Genomic DNA, 16,278 nt, shown 5'->3' with positions numbered 1-16,278 from the left:
AGTCCATAGATACGTGAACCGATGCGCGTGCGTATCGGTGCGTTCGTGCCGGCCGTCGATTTGCAACCTGGATGGTAATCGGACAGCGGAGAGCTTAACGCATGGCAACAATGGATTCATCGGCTGCGGCCGAGCGAGTACGACGACGGCGAGCTCGGAAACGCGCGCGTATGATCCCGACCGCGATCGGCGCGGTGGTGATTATCGGGATCGGCTGGTTTATATGGGACAAGGCCCATCCGGCAGCCAATCCCCTGGCAGATATGATCACGGCCAAGGTCACTCGAGGCAACCTGGTGGAGACGGTGACGGCCACGGGCAGCGTAACAGCCCAGACCGGCTACGAGGTCAAAATCGGTCCTCAGCTGACCGGCATCGTGAAGCACCTCTACACCGACATCGGCAAACATGTGACGAAGGGCCAGATCATTGCGGAATTGGATTTACCCGACGTCGTTGCCAACCTGGCGGCAGCGCAGGCGAACCTGCGCGATAGCCAGGTGAAGTACGCCCAGCAAGTCTCGGGCGTGAGCATGGAAAGAGTTCAGACAGCGGCCACGATCAATCAAGCCAGGGCTACGGAGATGCACTCAATAGCCAGCCTGAAGCAGTCGCAGGCAGATTTGAGTCAGCAGGAGCAGCAGACGCCGGCCGACATCAACAAGGCCGAGACGGGCCTGAGTTCGGCGGAGGCCGATATGCAGACGGCGCAGGCGAACAAACAGCAGGCCGACGCCAATGCCAGTTCGCAAATCGCCACGGCCAATGAGCAGTTGGCGCAGGCGCAGGCGAACGCCACCAACTCCTCCATTCAACTCAAGCGCCAACAGGCGCTTCTAGCACAAGGCTTCGTTGCTGCCAGCGTGGTGGATGCCGCTCGTGCTACCGACGCGGTGAACCAGTCGCAGGTTGCATCCGCACAGCAGAACATCCGCATCGTCAAGCAGAACGTCAATGCAGGCGTGCAGCAGGCCGCCGACGCGCTGACCTCTGCACAGCAGGCAGTGCGCGCCGCTCGAGCTTCCCTCGCGGCGGCAAAAGCCGAAACGTACGCAGTAACGTCGAAGCAAATGGCCGTACGCCAGGCACAGGCGCAGTTGGTGCAGGATACTGCGGCACTGCGGTCGGCGCAGGCAGGCATCGCAAACGACACGCTGAAAATGCAGGATGTGGCACAGGCCCAGGACGCCGCGGCGCAGGCGGCTGCGCAGGTAAGCTACAACCAGGCGCAGGTGGCCAAAACAATCGTACGTACGCCGATTTCCGGTACGGTTCTGCAGCTGGCTGCTCAGCAGGGCGAGACGCTGGCCGCTGGACTTTCAGCACCCACGCTGATCATCGTTGCAGACCTCAGTCGCCTGCAGATCGACGTATTTGTGGACGAAACCGATATCGGCTCGGTAAGGCTGGGCCAGCGGGCAGACGTAACGGTGGATGCGTTTCCAAACATGGTGTTCCACGGAACGGTCACGAAAGTTGCATCAGGATCCACAATCCAGCAGGGTGTCATCACGTATGACGTCGCTATAGCGATCACGGGCTATGTGGGTCTCCTCAAACCGGATATGACAGCCACGGCGACCATTATGACGGGCCGCAAATCGAACGTGGTCGTTGTGCCGTCGGAGGCTGTCAAAGTGGGAACACGCGGCTCGAGCGTCAGCGTTCTCAAGATGGTGAACGGCGTACCCGAACAGACCACGGTGCATGTGAAGACCGGCGCCAGCGATGGCGTGAACACCGAGATTCTCAGTGGCGTCAACGAAGGCGACACCATCGTACTGGCTTCCGGTGCCAGCAGTCTGACAGGCGGCCGGCGCGGTCCAGCCAGTCCGTTCGGACCCGCACCCAAGAAAACGCCCGCCAAGAAGAAGGGCGGCTGACGCCACATGGCGGCTTACGATACCGAGAAACCGGCGCTGCTTCAGCTGCGCAACATCCATAAGCTGTACATTATGGGTGAGCAGGAGGTACGCGCCCTCGACGGGGTGGATCTGGATGTTCACGAAGGCGAGATGGTAGCCATCATGGGACCATCCGGATCCGGCAAGTCGACGCTGATGCACATCATCGGCTGCCTGGACGCACCAACCGTGGGCAGCTATATGCTCGACGGGATTGAAGTGGCTGAGATGGACGATTACGAACTGGCGGTCATCCGAAATCGGAAGATCGGATTCGTATTCCAGGGCTACAACCTGCTGGCACGTACCACAGCCCTGGAGAACGTAGAGCTGCCGATGCTCTACGCGCATCGCAAGGATAGGACCGAGCGCGCCATCGAGGCGCTCGACCGGGTGGGACTGGCGGACCGTCTGGACCACCGGCCGAACGAGCTCTCCGGCGGCCAGCAGCAGCGGGTTGCGATTGCACGAGCGCTTGCTCCCGCGCCGGTGATGATACTGGCCGATGAGCCCACAGGCAATCTGGGCAGCGTCCAGAGCGCCGAAGTAATGGCCATCTTCCAGGCGCTCAACAACGACGGCACTACGATCGTGATGGTAACGCACGAGCCCGAAATTGGTCAGCACTGTCGCAGGATGGTGATGATCCGTGACGGCAAGATCGTAGATGACCAACCGGTACGCGATCGGCTGATAGCGAGTGAACAAACGGCGGTACATGCATGAACGTTGGCGAAAGTTTGCGGGTGGCGCTGCGCGGGCTTGCCAATAACAAGCTCCGCACCGGTCTCACCATGCTGGGCATTATTATCGGCGTAGGCGTTGTTATTCTGGTGGTGGCAATCGGCCAGGGCGCCGCAGCGCGCATCAAGGCGACTGTGGATGCGCTCGGCACCAACATGATCATGGTCTGGCCCGAGCGGTCGACCGTCAAGATCAATGCAGCCACGTCTCCTACCAACACCAACACCACGACAACGGTGAGCAGCAGCGGCACCGCCGTGACGACCACGTCCTCACCCTCCCTCGGCGCGACCACGCATCTGACGCTGCAGGATGCCGAGCTTATCGGCAAGAGCTTTCCACAGTCGATCGCGGCAGTTGCGCCTCAGGTTCGGGCCGACATCAAAATCCGCCTGGGCTCGAACGATTCCACTTCGAATGCAACCGGCGCCACCGTTCAGTACCCACTGGTGAACAATGTGTCGGTGATGCGCGGACGCTTTTTCAACCAGCAGGAAGTGGACAGCGCGGCTCGCGTGGTGGTCTGTGGCGCCACAGTAGCCGATAAGTTACTCGGTGACCCCAGCGCCGATCTGACAGGGCAAACGATACAGATCAACAGCCAGGCGTACAAGGTGCTTGGAATGCTGACACCGAAGGGCGCCGGCACGTGGGGCCAGGATCAGGACGACGTCTGTCTGGTTCCCATAACCACCGCGATGACGCGGATCAGCAACCAGAAGTACATCAGCTTTCTCAGCGTCCGGGCCACTACGGCGAAGATGATTCCTCTGGCTCAGGAAGAGATCGCGAACCTCCTCAGGAATCGCCACCACCTTCGGCCGCCGTTCCCGCAGAACGACGACTTTCACCTCTTCAGCCAGACGGAGCTGCTTCAGCGACAGCAGAGCGTGACGAGCACGATGACATCGATGCTCAGCGCCGTCGCCGTTATCTCGCTGCTGATCGGCGGTATCGGCATCATGAACATCATGCTGGTGAGCGTTACCGAACGGACGCGGGAGATTGGCATCCGCAAGGCCATCGGCGCCACCCCGCACGACATTATGCTGCAGTTCCTCATCGAGTCCTCGATCATTTCGCTTATTGGCGGGTTGATTGGCATCATTCTCGGTTGCGGAGGAGCGTTCATCATGGCCAGCATGGGCTGGTCGGCGCTGATCAATCCCACCTCCGTGGTGGTGGCTGTGGTGGTATCTGCGGCCGTCGGGATCTTCTTCGGGATCTATCCAGCCAGCAAAGCCGCTGCCCTGAATCCCATCGAAGCACTGCGTTACGAATAAGGGTCAGCGCCGCCAATTCAGCAGGTTTCGCGCCCGTCTACGGAGAACACTGATCCGTTCGGTTGCACCGGCGTGCCTCCCACACGGAGGTGCGCGCCTGATACCACGTTGGAAAGGAGCCGGACATTCCCATCGACGCGCCGGAGGGCGCAGGCCCAACCGGCGCTTCGCCACCGGCGCCCCGCGGACCGCTCCACGCGCTTAGCGTGCGCAACTTCCGCCTGTACTTCTATGGCCAGCTTATCTCCGTAGCCGGCACATGGATGCAGACGGTGGCCGAGCAGTGGCTGGTCTTTCAGCTCACGCACTACTCTCCGCTCTGGCTTGGCATCATTTCCGGCGCGCGAGCCATCCCGTATGTGCTGTTCGCGGTTCCGGGAGGGCATGTAGCCGACCGGTATTCACGCCGGGTTGTGCTGGTCTGGTGCCAGACCGTAATGATGCTACTGGCGTTTGCGCTGGCGGTGCTGGCATCCAACATCTGGCTGCCGGCCCAGGCATGGGAAGTGGCGCTACTGGCCGCACTCTCGGGACTGGTCAACGCATTCAACATGCCGGCGCAGCAGGCGTTTGTTGCCGACATGGTGGATCGGGAGACGCTTGGCAACGCCATCGCGCTCAACTCCGTCCGGTTCAATGTGGCGCGCGTACTCGGACCAATACTCGCCGGAGAGGTTCTGGCGACCACGGGTATCGCGATGTGCTTTCTGCTCAATGCCCTGACCTTCATAGCAGTGATCGTCTCGCTGTTCATGATGCGGCTGCCATCCATGACACCACAAGAGCATGAGACCTCGATGTGGGAGGGCTTTAAGTACATCGGGCGCACGGTACGGGTCTTTCGAATGGTTGCGCTCGTGGGTTTCTGCAGCATGTTTGCCTGGTCGGCGTCGACGCTATATCCCGCGATGGCCCACTATTATCATCAGGGAGCACGCGGTTATAGCGATTTGATCGCAGCCAACGGAGTTGGCGCGGCCATTGCCGGCGCTCTGGTGACACTTATAGGCAGCTCGGTGCCCAGGCGCGAACTGGTCTACGGTGGCGCAATTGTTTTCTGCGCGGCTCTCCTGGTCCTTTCACGCACAACGGTGTTCGGTCTGGCGGTGGCGATCCTGATTCTCAGCGGATTCGCAATGATTGTATTTGCCATCAGCGCAAATACTGCGGTGCAGGAGATGGTGCCGGACAGCCTTCGTGGCCGGGTTATGGCCGTCTACTCACTCGTCTTCGGAGGCCTGCAGCCGTTGGGCGGCCTGGAGGCAGGCTATCTGGCCGAGCACAGCAGCGCACCATTTGCAATCGGCTGCAATGCCGCCGTGGCCGGCGCGGTCGCGGTTGGCCTTTACGGCTGGAGTATCGGTGAGGGGCGCGCCGCCCAACGCAGCACAAGACAGACGCCGTCGTGATCCGCCGAGTAGGGTGAGGCGGGTGGCCGCGAGCCGGGATTGAGCTTCGCATCGGCCAGCCTACAAGCCGCCGATGAACCGTCCCGGCGAGAACGTGGAGTGGGGATCTACCTGCTGCTTCAGTGACCGGTGGAGTCTCATATGACCTCCCAATAGAGCCCATGGTTCGAGGCCCGCCGCTTTTAGTACAGCCGTGTCGCATCGGCGCCACAAGATCGAGCCGCCCGCTGGCGTGCAGCCCGCAGCAGCAGCCATGTTCGCCGGAGAAACCGCGTCTATCACACACTCTATGGTTCCAACCGCTGCATCGACGGTCAACCGCGTAACACCAACCTCCTGCAGCGCTCTGGCAACCGTCGGCGTTTCGGAGGGTAGACAGGTGATGCGCGCGGCCGCCTCACCCGGCATATAACTGCGCGCCAATTGCGTTCTGAGTGCGTCGACCTCATCCTCGCCGATCGTTTCCGCCGCGTCGGGGAGATCGCCGGCCAGAAGACGGCGGAACTCACTCGCCTGCCACGAAACTCGAGCTTCGGTTTCTCGAAGACCGACGATGACGCAAGGACCGCCTCCAGCTTCGGTGGTTGCGACACAGAATGCAGCAGCCATTTTCGATTGCCACGCCACACGAGCTGCCAGCACGGCCTCGCCTACGGTGCGTGCGCGCCAGCGCAGCGCACAGGTGGCTGCAGGACGTGGCCGTACCTTGAACGTAACCTCCACGATGAAACCCACAGATCCCCAAGAGCCTGTGAATAGCTTGCAAACATCGTAACCTGCCACGTTCTTCACAACACGGCCGCCACCCTTCACCAGTGTGCCGCCGGCGGTCACCGCTCGGACGCCGATGACCAGATCACGCGGGGTACCGTAGGCGGCACGCCACAAACCGGTTTGATTGGCGGCTACCAATCCGCCGATCGTCGCATGCTCTGCTAAGGGCGTATCCACCGGCAGAAACTGGTTGTGATCTGCCAGCAGATTCTGAAGGCGCTGCAGCGTAACACCGGACTCGCAAGTGACCGTCATGTCGTCCGGCTGATAGTCCACGATCCCGCTGAGGCGCGCCGACCCGAGGAGGATCAGCGGCCTCGACGAGTCCGGCGCGCTACCGCGCGCAATCTCCGTGGCGCCGCCGACCGGAATAATGGCGCCGGCGGACTCTTCGGTAAGACGAACTGCAGCCGCGACGACGTCCAGGCTCGCCGGCAGGTAAACCGGTCCGCAGCGACTTACCCAATCCGGCAAGCTTGTTGCGAAACGTGCGGGCAATGCCGTACCGTCCGTGCCCACCAGTGTGTTCAAGGCGGCATGAAGTGCGGGGATATCCACGCGTTCGGGTTTACGTCAGCGCGGCGTCATATTCCTGCGGAGGCTTGCGCGCTCGAATGCTGCAGCGGCCGTCAAGGAGTCCCGTTACTCAGATACTCCACCATGGATGCCGTCATGGTCCCGTTGTTGTTCGCGAAACCCGCGACCGATACTGTGGCGTTCGAGGCGAATCCAAAGAAGGCGTCGGCGCGGAACTGCGTACCATCCTGGGCGGAGAACCGCGTTGAGCCATTGGTCACCACCACCACGGGTTCTCCGTTCCAAATGAAGCCTTGCACTCCGGTCAGCATGCCAAGAGTGAGCGTGCCGGCTGCCAGGTTGGCATTGGTTACCGTCCCACTCGCGCTTACCGCATCGGGCGTAACTTTAGGCGCTGTGGTGGAGACTCCGCCAAGGGAGGGCTGACCGGAGGGTGAGGTGGCCGTGGGCCCGTTGGTGCTTCGCGCTCCCGAGATCGTGGAGCCGCCGCCGCCACAGCCCAGAACGGACGCAGCAAGCAACACGGCAGGCAGTAATAGAACTGGTCTCATTTGCGCTATCTCTTTCAGCATAACCCGGCCCGTGAAGCGCCGATCTGCTGATAGAAGTGCCGGCAGCGCATCAAACAGGTGGGTAAAGCAGCCCGGATGCACGCCCGCAGCCATGGAGTTTCGTCCCCGCGCAGCACACGCGCATCGGCAGGAATAGCGCCGCAGATCGCGAACCGTAAATTGGTGTGGGAATTGCTCCGGAGGGGTTACAGCGATGGTGAGTGCTGCAGATTGGGCAAGTTTTGAGGAGGTGGGATATCTTCTTTTAGGAGCGGTCGCCTCACCTGCCCAGCTAGCCTCCCTCCAGAACCGTATCGATGCCATTATGCTCGGCGAGATGCGTTATGACGGCATGTACTTTCAACTGGACAGCGATACCGGGCGGTACGAGGACGTGGGATCGGGTGGCGGCTTTGCCGGCCCTACGCTGAATTACCGCAAGATTGAGCAGTTGGAGAAGGACCCGGTGTTTCTAGCCTACATGCAGCGTCCGGAATTTCGCGAGATAACGCAGCGCGTTTATGGCAGCGAAGTTAGCATTTACCGGGCGATGTTTATGAACAAGCCGGCTCAAAAAGGCACAGTACTGCCCTATCATCAGGACGGTGGGAGCCAATGGGGGCTCACCGCGAATCCGCTCATCACGGTTTGGACGGCCCTCGACGATGCCTCGCGCGCCAACGGCTGCATGCAGGTGATACCCGGCAGCCACAAACTCGGGCTCCTCTCGGAGCGCGGCCATACCATTACTGCCCAGCAGGAGGCGGAGCTTGCACCGGACGACAAGAGTGTATATCTTGAGGCCCGTGAAGGCGAAGCGATTCTGCTGCACAACTGGCTGCTCCACCGAAGCGGAGTCAACACCATTTCGCAGTCACGCCGGGCATTAAGCGTGTGCTACATGGATGCGGCCACACGCGCCTGTGGCGACAGCGCGCGCAGCTTTCCCCAGTTATTCGGCGCCGGAGCGCTTGGTTCGGTCAGCTAGCCGGCCAGAGTGCATATGATCGCGCTTGTTTGTCTTCTTTCCTTGCGCATCGGACTCTTATGGTTGCCAACGGCATGCGCGCCGCAGCCGCCACGGCCACCGATTCGGCATACATTTGTAACGATCCGAGGCACACAACTGATTCGAGACGGTAAGCCGTTTCGCAACATCGGTGTCAACATGCCGGACCTGTTCCAGATGTTCCTGGATGGGCATGATTCCGACGCGATTGCGCAGCTGAAGGAGGCCGCGCAAGCCGGGGTCACCCTGGTGCGGTGCGCTGGGGCAACGCGTGATGCAACGTCGTTCGCCGACTTTACGACACACCGCGCTCAGTGGCTCGCAGCATTTGACCGCATGCTGGCAGCGGCGGATGCGGCGGGTATCGGCCTTGCTCCATCGCTGCTATTTGATTCCCGCGCCGTTATGGCCGCCGCCGCGACACAAGCCGGCAAACCGCAAGGCTATGTGGATCTGTGCACGCCGGGCACACCTGCGAACAACCTGGCGATTGAGTATGTTTCCGCGATCGTGTCTCGCTATCGCAATGACCGGCGCGTCCTCTTCTGGGAGGTAGCCAACGAGCTGAATCTGGAAGCCGATCTCTCATCCGACGTAAAGAACCGACCGGCCGGTGAAGCTCCGAATTCGTTCCAGATCGTCAATTTTCTCATTCAGACGGCACGCCTGATCCACCGACTGGACAAGAATCACCTCGTCACCTCAGGCAACTCCGATATGCGCCCTGCCGCATGGCATTTGCGGCAGGTGATGCGGCAGCACCTGGCGGCCGCGCATCCGCATCAGTACTCCATGGATTGGACCAAGGATACGTTGGACGAGTATGTGGAGATGCTGCGGTATTTCAATCCAAAGCCCCTGGATATCATCAGCATCCACCTCTACCCTCCCGGCGCCGATACTCCGTTCTGGCTGACGCGAGTAGATACACTGGCGCTGGTGCTGCCCTGGGCGGAGTATGCGGCCGAACGCATCGGCGAGCCGCTGTACATCGGCGAGTTCGGTGAACCCGTCTACTTGAACGGTAAGGAACAGGCCGATGCCTGGATGTTGGATATGCTTGCAAGGCTTACGACGGAAGCGTCGCCATGCGCGGCAATCTGGGCGTGGGAGTTTGCTCTGGATAATCCGAGCCTATCGCAGTATTCGCTCTCTCCGCAACGGACGCCGATCCTGGCGAAGGCGCTGGCGAGTGCCAACGCCTCGATCCTTGGCGAGCAGGCGGCTACCGGTAAGTGAGTTCGCCATTCCGACCCACAGCCCGCGCAAGTACGGAACGCAAGCTGCCTCAATCGGACCCACATCGGAGTCGCCTCCACGTGGTATGGTGGCGTATCGGTGACGCCGCTATGGCAGCCACCACAGCTGTGCCGTGGGCGCCGAGGGTGCCTTCCACATGCTGGAGCTATCGGGTGAATACCCGGCACAGCGGCCTCATGCTCGTTGGGAGCATGAGGCCGCTGCGACTCCACTGAGCGGCGAGTAGCGTATCTACCTGCGGTCGCGGCGGTCGCGATCCCGGTCACGCCGGTAGTGGCAATGCTCGGCGCGGTCTCGCCACCGATCATGATCGTGTCGCCCGTGATCCTCAAATACGATGCGGCCATAGTCGCGGCCGCGGTGACGGTCGCGACCGTCCGCACGTGCCGATGTACCGGCCGCAAGTGCCAATGCAACGGCGCCAAGGGCCATAACCAGTTTCATGGCTTCGGTTCTCCTGAAGTTGAGATAGACCGAGAAGCCGCTGGGGCGCCAGTGCGCTTGCTCTGCCGGTTTGAAATACGAGCGGTGGAGTAAGGCGTGACACACGGTGGCTACGTCGCTGTGGGTCCCACGCTCGTACACATCCTTCCACGGGTTGCCGGCAGGTGTGAATCGCCCATCAGCCAGATGTCGACTGCCCGCGCCGCTTCGCGGCCCTCGGCGATCGCCCACACAATCAGCGACTGACCACGCCGCATGTCACCGCAGGCAAACACACCCGGTACTTCGGTCATATACTCTGAGCCCGTCTGTACGCAACCACGCTCACTCAGCTTGATATCCAGCTGCTGAAGCATCCTGGAGGCTTCCGGGCTCACGAAGCCGAGCGCCAGCAATACCAGCTCGCATTCGATGGCGAACTGTGAGCCGGGAACCACCTCTGGTTCAAGCCGGCCGTTGGCGCCGGCAGCCCACTGCAATCTGCAAGCTTCCAGCGCAGCCACGCGGCCGCCGGCCCCCCGGAACCCGTTTGTGCGGACACTCCAATCGCGTGTACCACCCTCCTCATGTGCCGCCGAACTGCGAAAGATCGCCGGGTGGGCGGGCCATGGCGATGCCGACGTGCGTTCGTCCGGCGGGCGCGGCATCAGCTCCAGCTGCACGACCTCGCTTGCGCCCTGGCGATGCACGGTGCCGAGGCAGTCGGCGCCGGTGTCGCCTCCGCCGAGAATCACCACTCGCTTGCCTGCAGCCGAAATGTAAGCCGCTCCGGGAGCCGGCGTGCCGGCACACCGGCGGTTTTGCTGCACCAGGAACTCCATTGCCATGTGCACGCCGGCAAGGTGTCTGCCCGGCACGGGCAGGTCGCGTGGAACCGTACACCCGCCGGCCAGTACGATCGCATCAAATTGCTCCAGAAGCTCGGATGCCGGCAAGTCCACGCCAATCTCAACTCCCATCTCAAACGCCACGCCTTCCTGCCGCATCTGCTCTAAACGCCGGTCCAGCACCCACTTCTCCATCTTGAAGTCGGGAATGCCATATCGCAGGAGACCACCCGGGCGGTCGTCTCGTTCATACACCTTTACACAGTGGCCGACGCGGCGCAGCTGCTGCGCTGCCGCAAGTCCGGCCGGCCCCGAGCCAACGACAGCCACGCTCCTGCCGGTTTCGCGTAACGGATGTTGCGGGGTGATCCAGCCCTCGGCCCACCCGCGGTTTGCCAGTGACTCTTCGGTTAGGCGTATGGTTACGGGCCGGTCGCTAATCCCAAGAACGCAGGCCGACTCGCACGGCGCGGGGCACAGCTTCCCGGTGAATTCGGGAAAGTTATTGGTAGTATGCAGCGCCGTCAGTGCCGTTCGCCACTGGCCCTGCCACGACAGATTGTTCCAACCGGGTATCAGGTTACCGAGCGGACAGCCCTCGTGGCAGAACGGGATGCCGCAGTTCATACATCGTGACGCCTGCAACTGCAGCCGCTCGGCGGGAAACGACTCGTAGAACTCGAGCCAGTTCTGTCGGCGGCGTTCTGCCGGCACGCGCGCGGGTGTTTCGCGTGGGGTTTTGAGGAATCCCTTGGGGTCGGTCATGGTGGGTGTTTGCCGTTCAGTCCGGTCAGCCGGCCAGTGCCCGTACCGTCTGCTGACAAATTAGCTCCTCGTACTCGGGCGAAATAACCCGCACAAACTCAGGCAGCGCGCTGCTCCAGCGCTTCAGCAGGTCGCCGGCACGTCGGCTGCCGGTAAACTCGTGGTGGCGCGCCACCAGGCGATGCAGCTCGGCCGCGTCGTGAGCATGCGGCGTAGAGGTCGCCAGCAGCTTGGCGCCGCCGTCGTGCAGGCAGGCCCGCAACCGACCGGCTGGATCCCATACCCATGCGACGCCACCGCTCATACCGGCAGCGAAGTTGCGTCCCGTACTTCCCAGCACAACCACCGTTCCGCCAGTCATGTACTCACAGGCATGATCCCCCGCACCCTCCACCACCGCGTTTGCACCGCTGTTGCGCACCGCGAAGCGCTCGCCAACCACCCCGCTTAGATAGGTCTCGCCGCCGGTAGCTCCATAGAGCAGTGTATTGCCGGCGATCACGTTCTCTCCGGCGTCAAACGGTGATCCGGCCGGAGGAAAGGCCACGATGCGCCCACCACTCATACCCTTGCCCAGGTAGTCGTTTGCATCGCCCTCCAGCGTGATGGAGACACCCGGCACCAGGAAGGCGCCCAGGCTCTGGCCGGCCGACCCGGTGAGCCGAATGCGGACGGTGTCGTCGGGAAGACCGCGCTGCCCGCAAGCGCGCGCGATCTCTCCGGAGAGCATTGCCCCTACCGCGCGATTGCGGTTATAAACCGGGAGCTCCACCGTGACGGGCATGCCGGCTGCGATTGCCTCACGCGCCAAAGGCAGTATCTCATGATCGAGCGCCTCGTCCAGACCGCTGTCCTGTATCGTTACACAGCGACGCGGCGTGGCCAGCTGAGCGTCGGGCCGGCTGAGCACCATTGAGAGATCTAGCTGTTGCCGCTTCCGTTGATCATGGTGGATCATTTCGAGCATATCGGCGCGACCCACCATTTCGTCGACGGTGCGAAAACCAAGCTCCGCCATGATGCCGCGCAATTCGCGCGCCACGAAGACGAAGTAGTTGATGACCTGTTCCGGCTTGCCGGCGAAGCGCTGACGGAGAACCGGGTCCTGTGTGGCGATACCTACCGGACAGGTGTTCAAGTGGCAAACGCGCATCATCACGCATCCCAGCGACACCAGTGGCGCAGTAGAGAAGCCAAACTCTTCGGCGCCGAGCAGCGCGGCCACGGCAACGTCACGCCCGGTTTTCAGCTGGCCATCTACCTGTAAGCGAACGCGCTCACGCAGATTGTTCATTACGAGCACCTGCTGCGCTTCCGCGAGGCCAAGCTCCCATGGAATGCCGCAGTGGCGGATGCTGGAGAGCGGCGATGCCCCGGTTCCTCCATCGTGCCCGCTGATGAGGACCACATCGGCACGGGCCTTGGCCACCCCTGCGGCCACGGTACCGACGCCGGCCTCAGCCACGAGCTTAACCGAAATACGAGCGGTGGGATTGACGTTTTTCAGGTCGAAGATCAGCTGCGCCAGATCCTCGATGGAGTAGATATCGTGGTGTGGGGGCGGTGAAATAAGCGTAACGCCCGGTGTGGAGTGGCGGATTCCGGCGATGTACTCATCCACCTTGCCGCCGGGCAGCTCGCCACCTTCTCCGGGCTTCGCGCCCTGCGCCATTTTGATCTGAAGCTCACTGGCGTTGACCAGATACTCTGTGGTCACGCCGAAACGTGCGGAGGCAATCTGCTTGATGGCACTGCGACGGCTCTCCTCGCCCGGAGCTGTGGTGTACCGTGCGGGGTCTTCGCCGCCTTCGCCCGTGTTACTCCTGGCGCCGAGTCGGTTCATCGCTGCCGCTATCGTTTCATGTGCTTCACGACTGATGGAGCCAAGTGACATGGCGCCCGTTGCAAAGCGCCTGATAATTGCGGATTCCGGTTCCACCTCGTTCAACGGCACCGGCCTGCCAGGACGGAACTGCAGCAAGCTCCGCAGCGTGCCGGCACTTTTGCCAGCTTCATTCGCCGCGTTGGAAAACTCCTGATAATCGGCAAATCTACCGCTTGCTGCCGCATGTCGGAGCGACGCAACCGTCTCCGGGTTCCAGGCATGACGCTCGCCGAATCGGCTCCATTGATACAGGCCACCTATGTCGAGTTGGAGGCCGACCGGCGCTCCGGTATCGGGCCATGCGGCTGCGTGCCGCATCCGGGCTTCATGCTCCAGTTCCCTTAGCCCAATGCCTCCGACACGCGACGGCGTCCCGGTGAAGTAGCGCTCGATCAGTTCCCGGCTCAGGCCTATGGCCTCAAATAACTGGGCGCCGCGGTAGCTCTGCAGCGTTGAAACTCCCATACGGGCGATGGTCTTCAACAATCCCTTCACTACCGCCCGAATGTACCGGCTTCCGGCTTCACTTTGCGAGAGATCCTCTGGCAGCAGTCCGGCCGCCTGCAGTGTTGCCAGAGTATCGAATGCCAGGTAGGGATTGACGGCGCTGGCGCCATATCCGATCAGCAGGGCGAAGTGCATGACCTCGCGCGCTTCGCCCGACTCGACGATAAGCCCCACCTGCGTGCGATTCCCTTTGCGGACCAGATGGTGATGGACCGCCGCAAGAGTGAGGAGCCCCGGTATCGGAATATGGCTTTGGTCAACACCACGGTCAGAGACGATGATGAATGCTGCGCCATCGAGCACGGCGCGATTCGCGCGTTCGCAGAGATCATCGATGGCCGCTTCCAGAGCGCCGGGCGCCGACGTTGCATCAAACAGGCCTGGAAGAGTCACACACCGGATATCCTCCGGCGCGCCCTGCCGCAGCCGCTCAAGGTCGATCGTGGTGAGTATGGGTGAATCGAGCTTGAGTTGGTGGCAGTGGCGCGGTGTTTCATCCAACAGGTTGCCGTCGCGGCCAATGTAGTCCACCACCGCCATCACCAGGCCCTCACGAATTGGATCGATCGGCGGGTTGGTAACCTGTGCGAAGAGCTGCTTGAAATAGTTGTAGAGTAGTTGAGGGCGATCCGAAAGCACGGCGAGCGGCGTGTCGATTCCCATCGAACCGAGTGGCTGCTCCGCTTCCACGGCCATTGGCGCCAGTATCCGCTCCATATCTTCCAGCGTGTAACCAAACGCCCGCTGCAGCTGAACTACCGCATCCGAGTCGGGCGCAACCGGCATCTGGGGTATCGGCAGACTGGAGACGTCCACTTTGTTCAGGTCCAACCAGGCGCGATATGGGTGCTGCGCACAAACGCCTCGCTTGACCTCGTCATCGCTCACGATCCGGCCAGACTCGGTATCCACCAGGAAGATGCGGCCGGGCTGAAGTCGGCCCTTCTTGACCACATGGCGCGGATCTATCTCCAGCACACCGGTTTCGGAGGAAAGCACCACAACATCGTCATCGGTCACCAGGTAGCGCGCCGGACGGAGACCGTTCCTGTCCAGGACGGCGCCGATGCTTTTACCGTCGGTGAATGTCACCGCTGCCGGTCCGTCCCAGGGCTCCATCTGGCAAGCGGCGTATTCGTAAAAGGCGCGCCGATCCGGATCCATCCCTTCGTCGTTGCCCCATGCCTCGGGCATCAGCATCATAACGGCGTGCGCCATACTGCGGCCACCCATAACCAGCAGTTCAAACGCCTGGTCCAGCATGGCCGAATCGCTTGCCGCCTCGGAGACCAGTGGAAAGAGCTTCTTCAAATCCGGACCGAAGTGCGTTGAGGTCAATTGCGCTTCCCGCGCACGCATCCAGTTCCGATTCCCACGGATAGTGTTGATTTCACCATTGTGCGCGACGTACCGGTAGGGATGGGCCAGACCCCAGGTGGGAAATGTGTTGGTGCTGAACCGCTGGTGAACCATAGCCAGCGCCGACACCACGCGCGTCTCAGTGAGATCGGAGTAGAATCCGGCGATCTGGTCGGCGCGCAGCAGGCCCTTGTAGACGACGGTACGGCAGGAGCAACTGCAGACATAGAAGCCGGCATCCGGAACTGAGTGGGCGAGGCGATTCTCCGCGGCGCGTCGCGCGACGTACAGCCGGCGCTCCAGCCCATCCCCGGTTACTCCCGGCGCCGAAACAAAGACCTGAGCGATGGCGGGCATTGTTTCGCTCGCCAACTTGCCGATAGCCGCCGGGTTGACCGGCACGTCACGCCAGGCAAGCAGCTGTAGACCCTCCTGGCGCAGTGCGGCTTCGAGCTCGCGACAGCACTCCTCACGCAGAAGTCTGGCTGCCGGCAGAAAGAGCATCACTACGCCGTAGCTGCCAGCTGGGGGCAAAACTGTGCCACGGCGGATCAGCGTGCCCCTATAAAAACTGTCCGGTATCTGCATCAGGAGGCCGGCGCCATCACCGGTTTCGGGATCGCAGCCGCAGGCGCCGCGGTGCTGCAGATTCACCAGTACGCGCAGCGCGTCCTGAACGATGCGGTGTGAGCGGAGGCCGTGAATAGACGCTACAAAGCCGACGCCGCAAGCATCGCCTTCAAATTGGGGATCGTAGAGGCCGTGAGGCCCGGGCAGCCAGTTCCAGCGTTCTATCGCCATGATTGCCTCGCATAGCAAGTGCGTCGTAACGTGACGCAAGGTTGGCAGGGCGGCGAAAGGCGCCTGGTTGCAAGGAACGCGGAGGCGCGGCGCGGTGGCAGCGCAAGCCGCGGCGTACAACAAACTGGTTGCCGGCCGGCCTGGGAATCCTGCCCACGGCGATGTGAAACGGGAGTGTTGTATACCCGGCCTGCGGCGTTGGCGTCAACGGCGTAAACG

11 protein-coding genes are annotated in these 16,278 nt (G+C 61.9%); 6 read left to right on the top strand and 5 right to left on the bottom strand.

Going from position 1 to position 16,278, the window contains the following annotated elements:
* The first annotated feature begins 170 nt into the window (after positions 1-170).
* The 4 genes from KGJ62_03490 to KGJ62_03475 all read left to right on the top strand — a co-directional run bounded on the left by KGJ62_03490 (position 171) and on the right by KGJ62_03475 (position 5,340).
* Positions 171-1,883 carry an efflux RND transporter periplasmic adaptor subunit gene (locus KGJ62_03490; protein MDE2125630.1) on the top strand — a complete coding sequence of 571 codons (1,713 nt, stop codon included), beginning with the start codon at positions 171-173 and terminating at the stop codon, positions 1,881-1,883.
* A gap of 36 nt (positions 1,884-1,919) precedes the next feature.
* Positions 1,920-2,630 carry an ABC transporter ATP-binding protein gene (locus KGJ62_03485; GenBank protein MDE2125629.1) on the top strand — a complete coding sequence of 237 codons (711 nt, stop codon included), beginning with the start codon at positions 1,920-1,922 and terminating at the stop codon, positions 2,628-2,630.
* On the top strand, positions 2,627-3,931 hold the full coding sequence (locus tag KGJ62_03480) for an ABC transporter permease (protein MDE2125628.1): 1,305 nt from the start codon (positions 2,627-2,629) through the stop codon (positions 3,929-3,931). The genes KGJ62_03485 and KGJ62_03480 overlap by 4 nt, the downstream gene beginning before the upstream one ends.
* A 206-nt stretch (positions 3,932-4,137) precedes the next feature.
* Entirely contained in the window at positions 4,138-5,340 is a 1,203-nt protein-coding gene (locus tag KGJ62_03475; GenBank protein MDE2125627.1) for an MFS transporter, read from the top strand.
* Between the two features lie 60 nt (positions 5,341-5,400).
* On the opposite strand, the gene KGJ62_03470 is transcribed toward KGJ62_03475, so the two are convergent.
* Both KGJ62_03470 and KGJ62_03465 read right to left on the bottom strand, forming a co-directional pair.
* The gene (locus KGJ62_03470) at positions 5,401-6,612 is read right to left on the bottom strand and encodes an FAD-binding oxidoreductase (protein ID MDE2125626.1); all 1,212 of its coding nucleotides are present in this window, start codon (positions 6,610-6,612) and stop codon (positions 5,401-5,403) included.
* A gap of 131 nt (positions 6,613-6,743) precedes the next feature.
* Positions 6,744-7,202 (bottom strand): hypothetical protein, encoded by a 459-nt coding sequence (locus KGJ62_03465; protein ID MDE2125625.1) that lies wholly within the window; start codon positions 7,200-7,202, stop codon positions 6,744-6,746.
* A 214-nt stretch (positions 7,203-7,416) separates the two neighbouring features.
* On the opposite strand from KGJ62_03465, the gene KGJ62_03460 reads away from it, so the two are divergent.
* Together KGJ62_03460 and KGJ62_03455 are read left to right on the top strand one after the other, a co-directional pair.
* A complete protein-coding gene (locus KGJ62_03460) occupies positions 7,417-8,190 on the top strand; it encodes a phytanoyl-CoA dioxygenase family protein (protein MDE2125624.1) in 774 nt (257 codons plus the stop codon).
* Between the two features lie 63 nt (positions 8,191-8,253).
* Entirely contained in the window at positions 8,254-9,450 is a 1,197-nt protein-coding gene (locus tag KGJ62_03455) for a cellulase family glycosylhydrolase (GenBank protein MDE2125623.1), read from the top strand.
* Positions 9,451-9,702: 252 nt separating this feature from the next.
* Here the strand turns inward: KGJ62_03455 and KGJ62_03450 are convergent, their stop codons facing one another.
* The 3 genes from KGJ62_03450 to gltB form a co-directional block, all read right to left on the bottom strand.
* The gene (locus KGJ62_03450) at positions 9,703-9,915 is read right to left on the bottom strand and encodes a hypothetical protein (GenBank protein ID MDE2125622.1); all 213 of its coding nucleotides are present in this window, start codon (positions 9,913-9,915) and stop codon (positions 9,703-9,705) included.
* Between the two features lie 110 nt (positions 9,916-10,025).
* Positions 10,026-11,507, bottom strand: a complete 1,482-nt coding sequence (locus KGJ62_03445) for a glutamate synthase subunit beta (GenBank protein MDE2125621.1) — start codon at positions 11,505-11,507, stop codon at positions 10,026-10,028.
* A 25-nt stretch (positions 11,508-11,532) separates the two neighbouring features.
* Positions 11,533-16,059 (bottom strand): glutamate synthase large subunit, encoded by a 4,527-nt coding sequence (gltB, locus tag KGJ62_03440; GenBank protein MDE2125620.1) that lies wholly within the window; start codon positions 16,057-16,059, stop codon positions 11,533-11,535.
* Between the last annotated feature and the right edge of the window lie 219 nt (positions 16,060-16,278).

This window comes from Armatimonadota bacterium (assembly GCA_028871815.1).
Taxonomy (GTDB): Bacteria; Armatimonadota; Chthonomonadetes; order Chthonomonadales; family Chthonomonadaceae; genus REEB205.
Note: the sequence above shows the minus strand (reverse complement) of the source record. Positions and strands in the feature narration are given on the sequence as shown.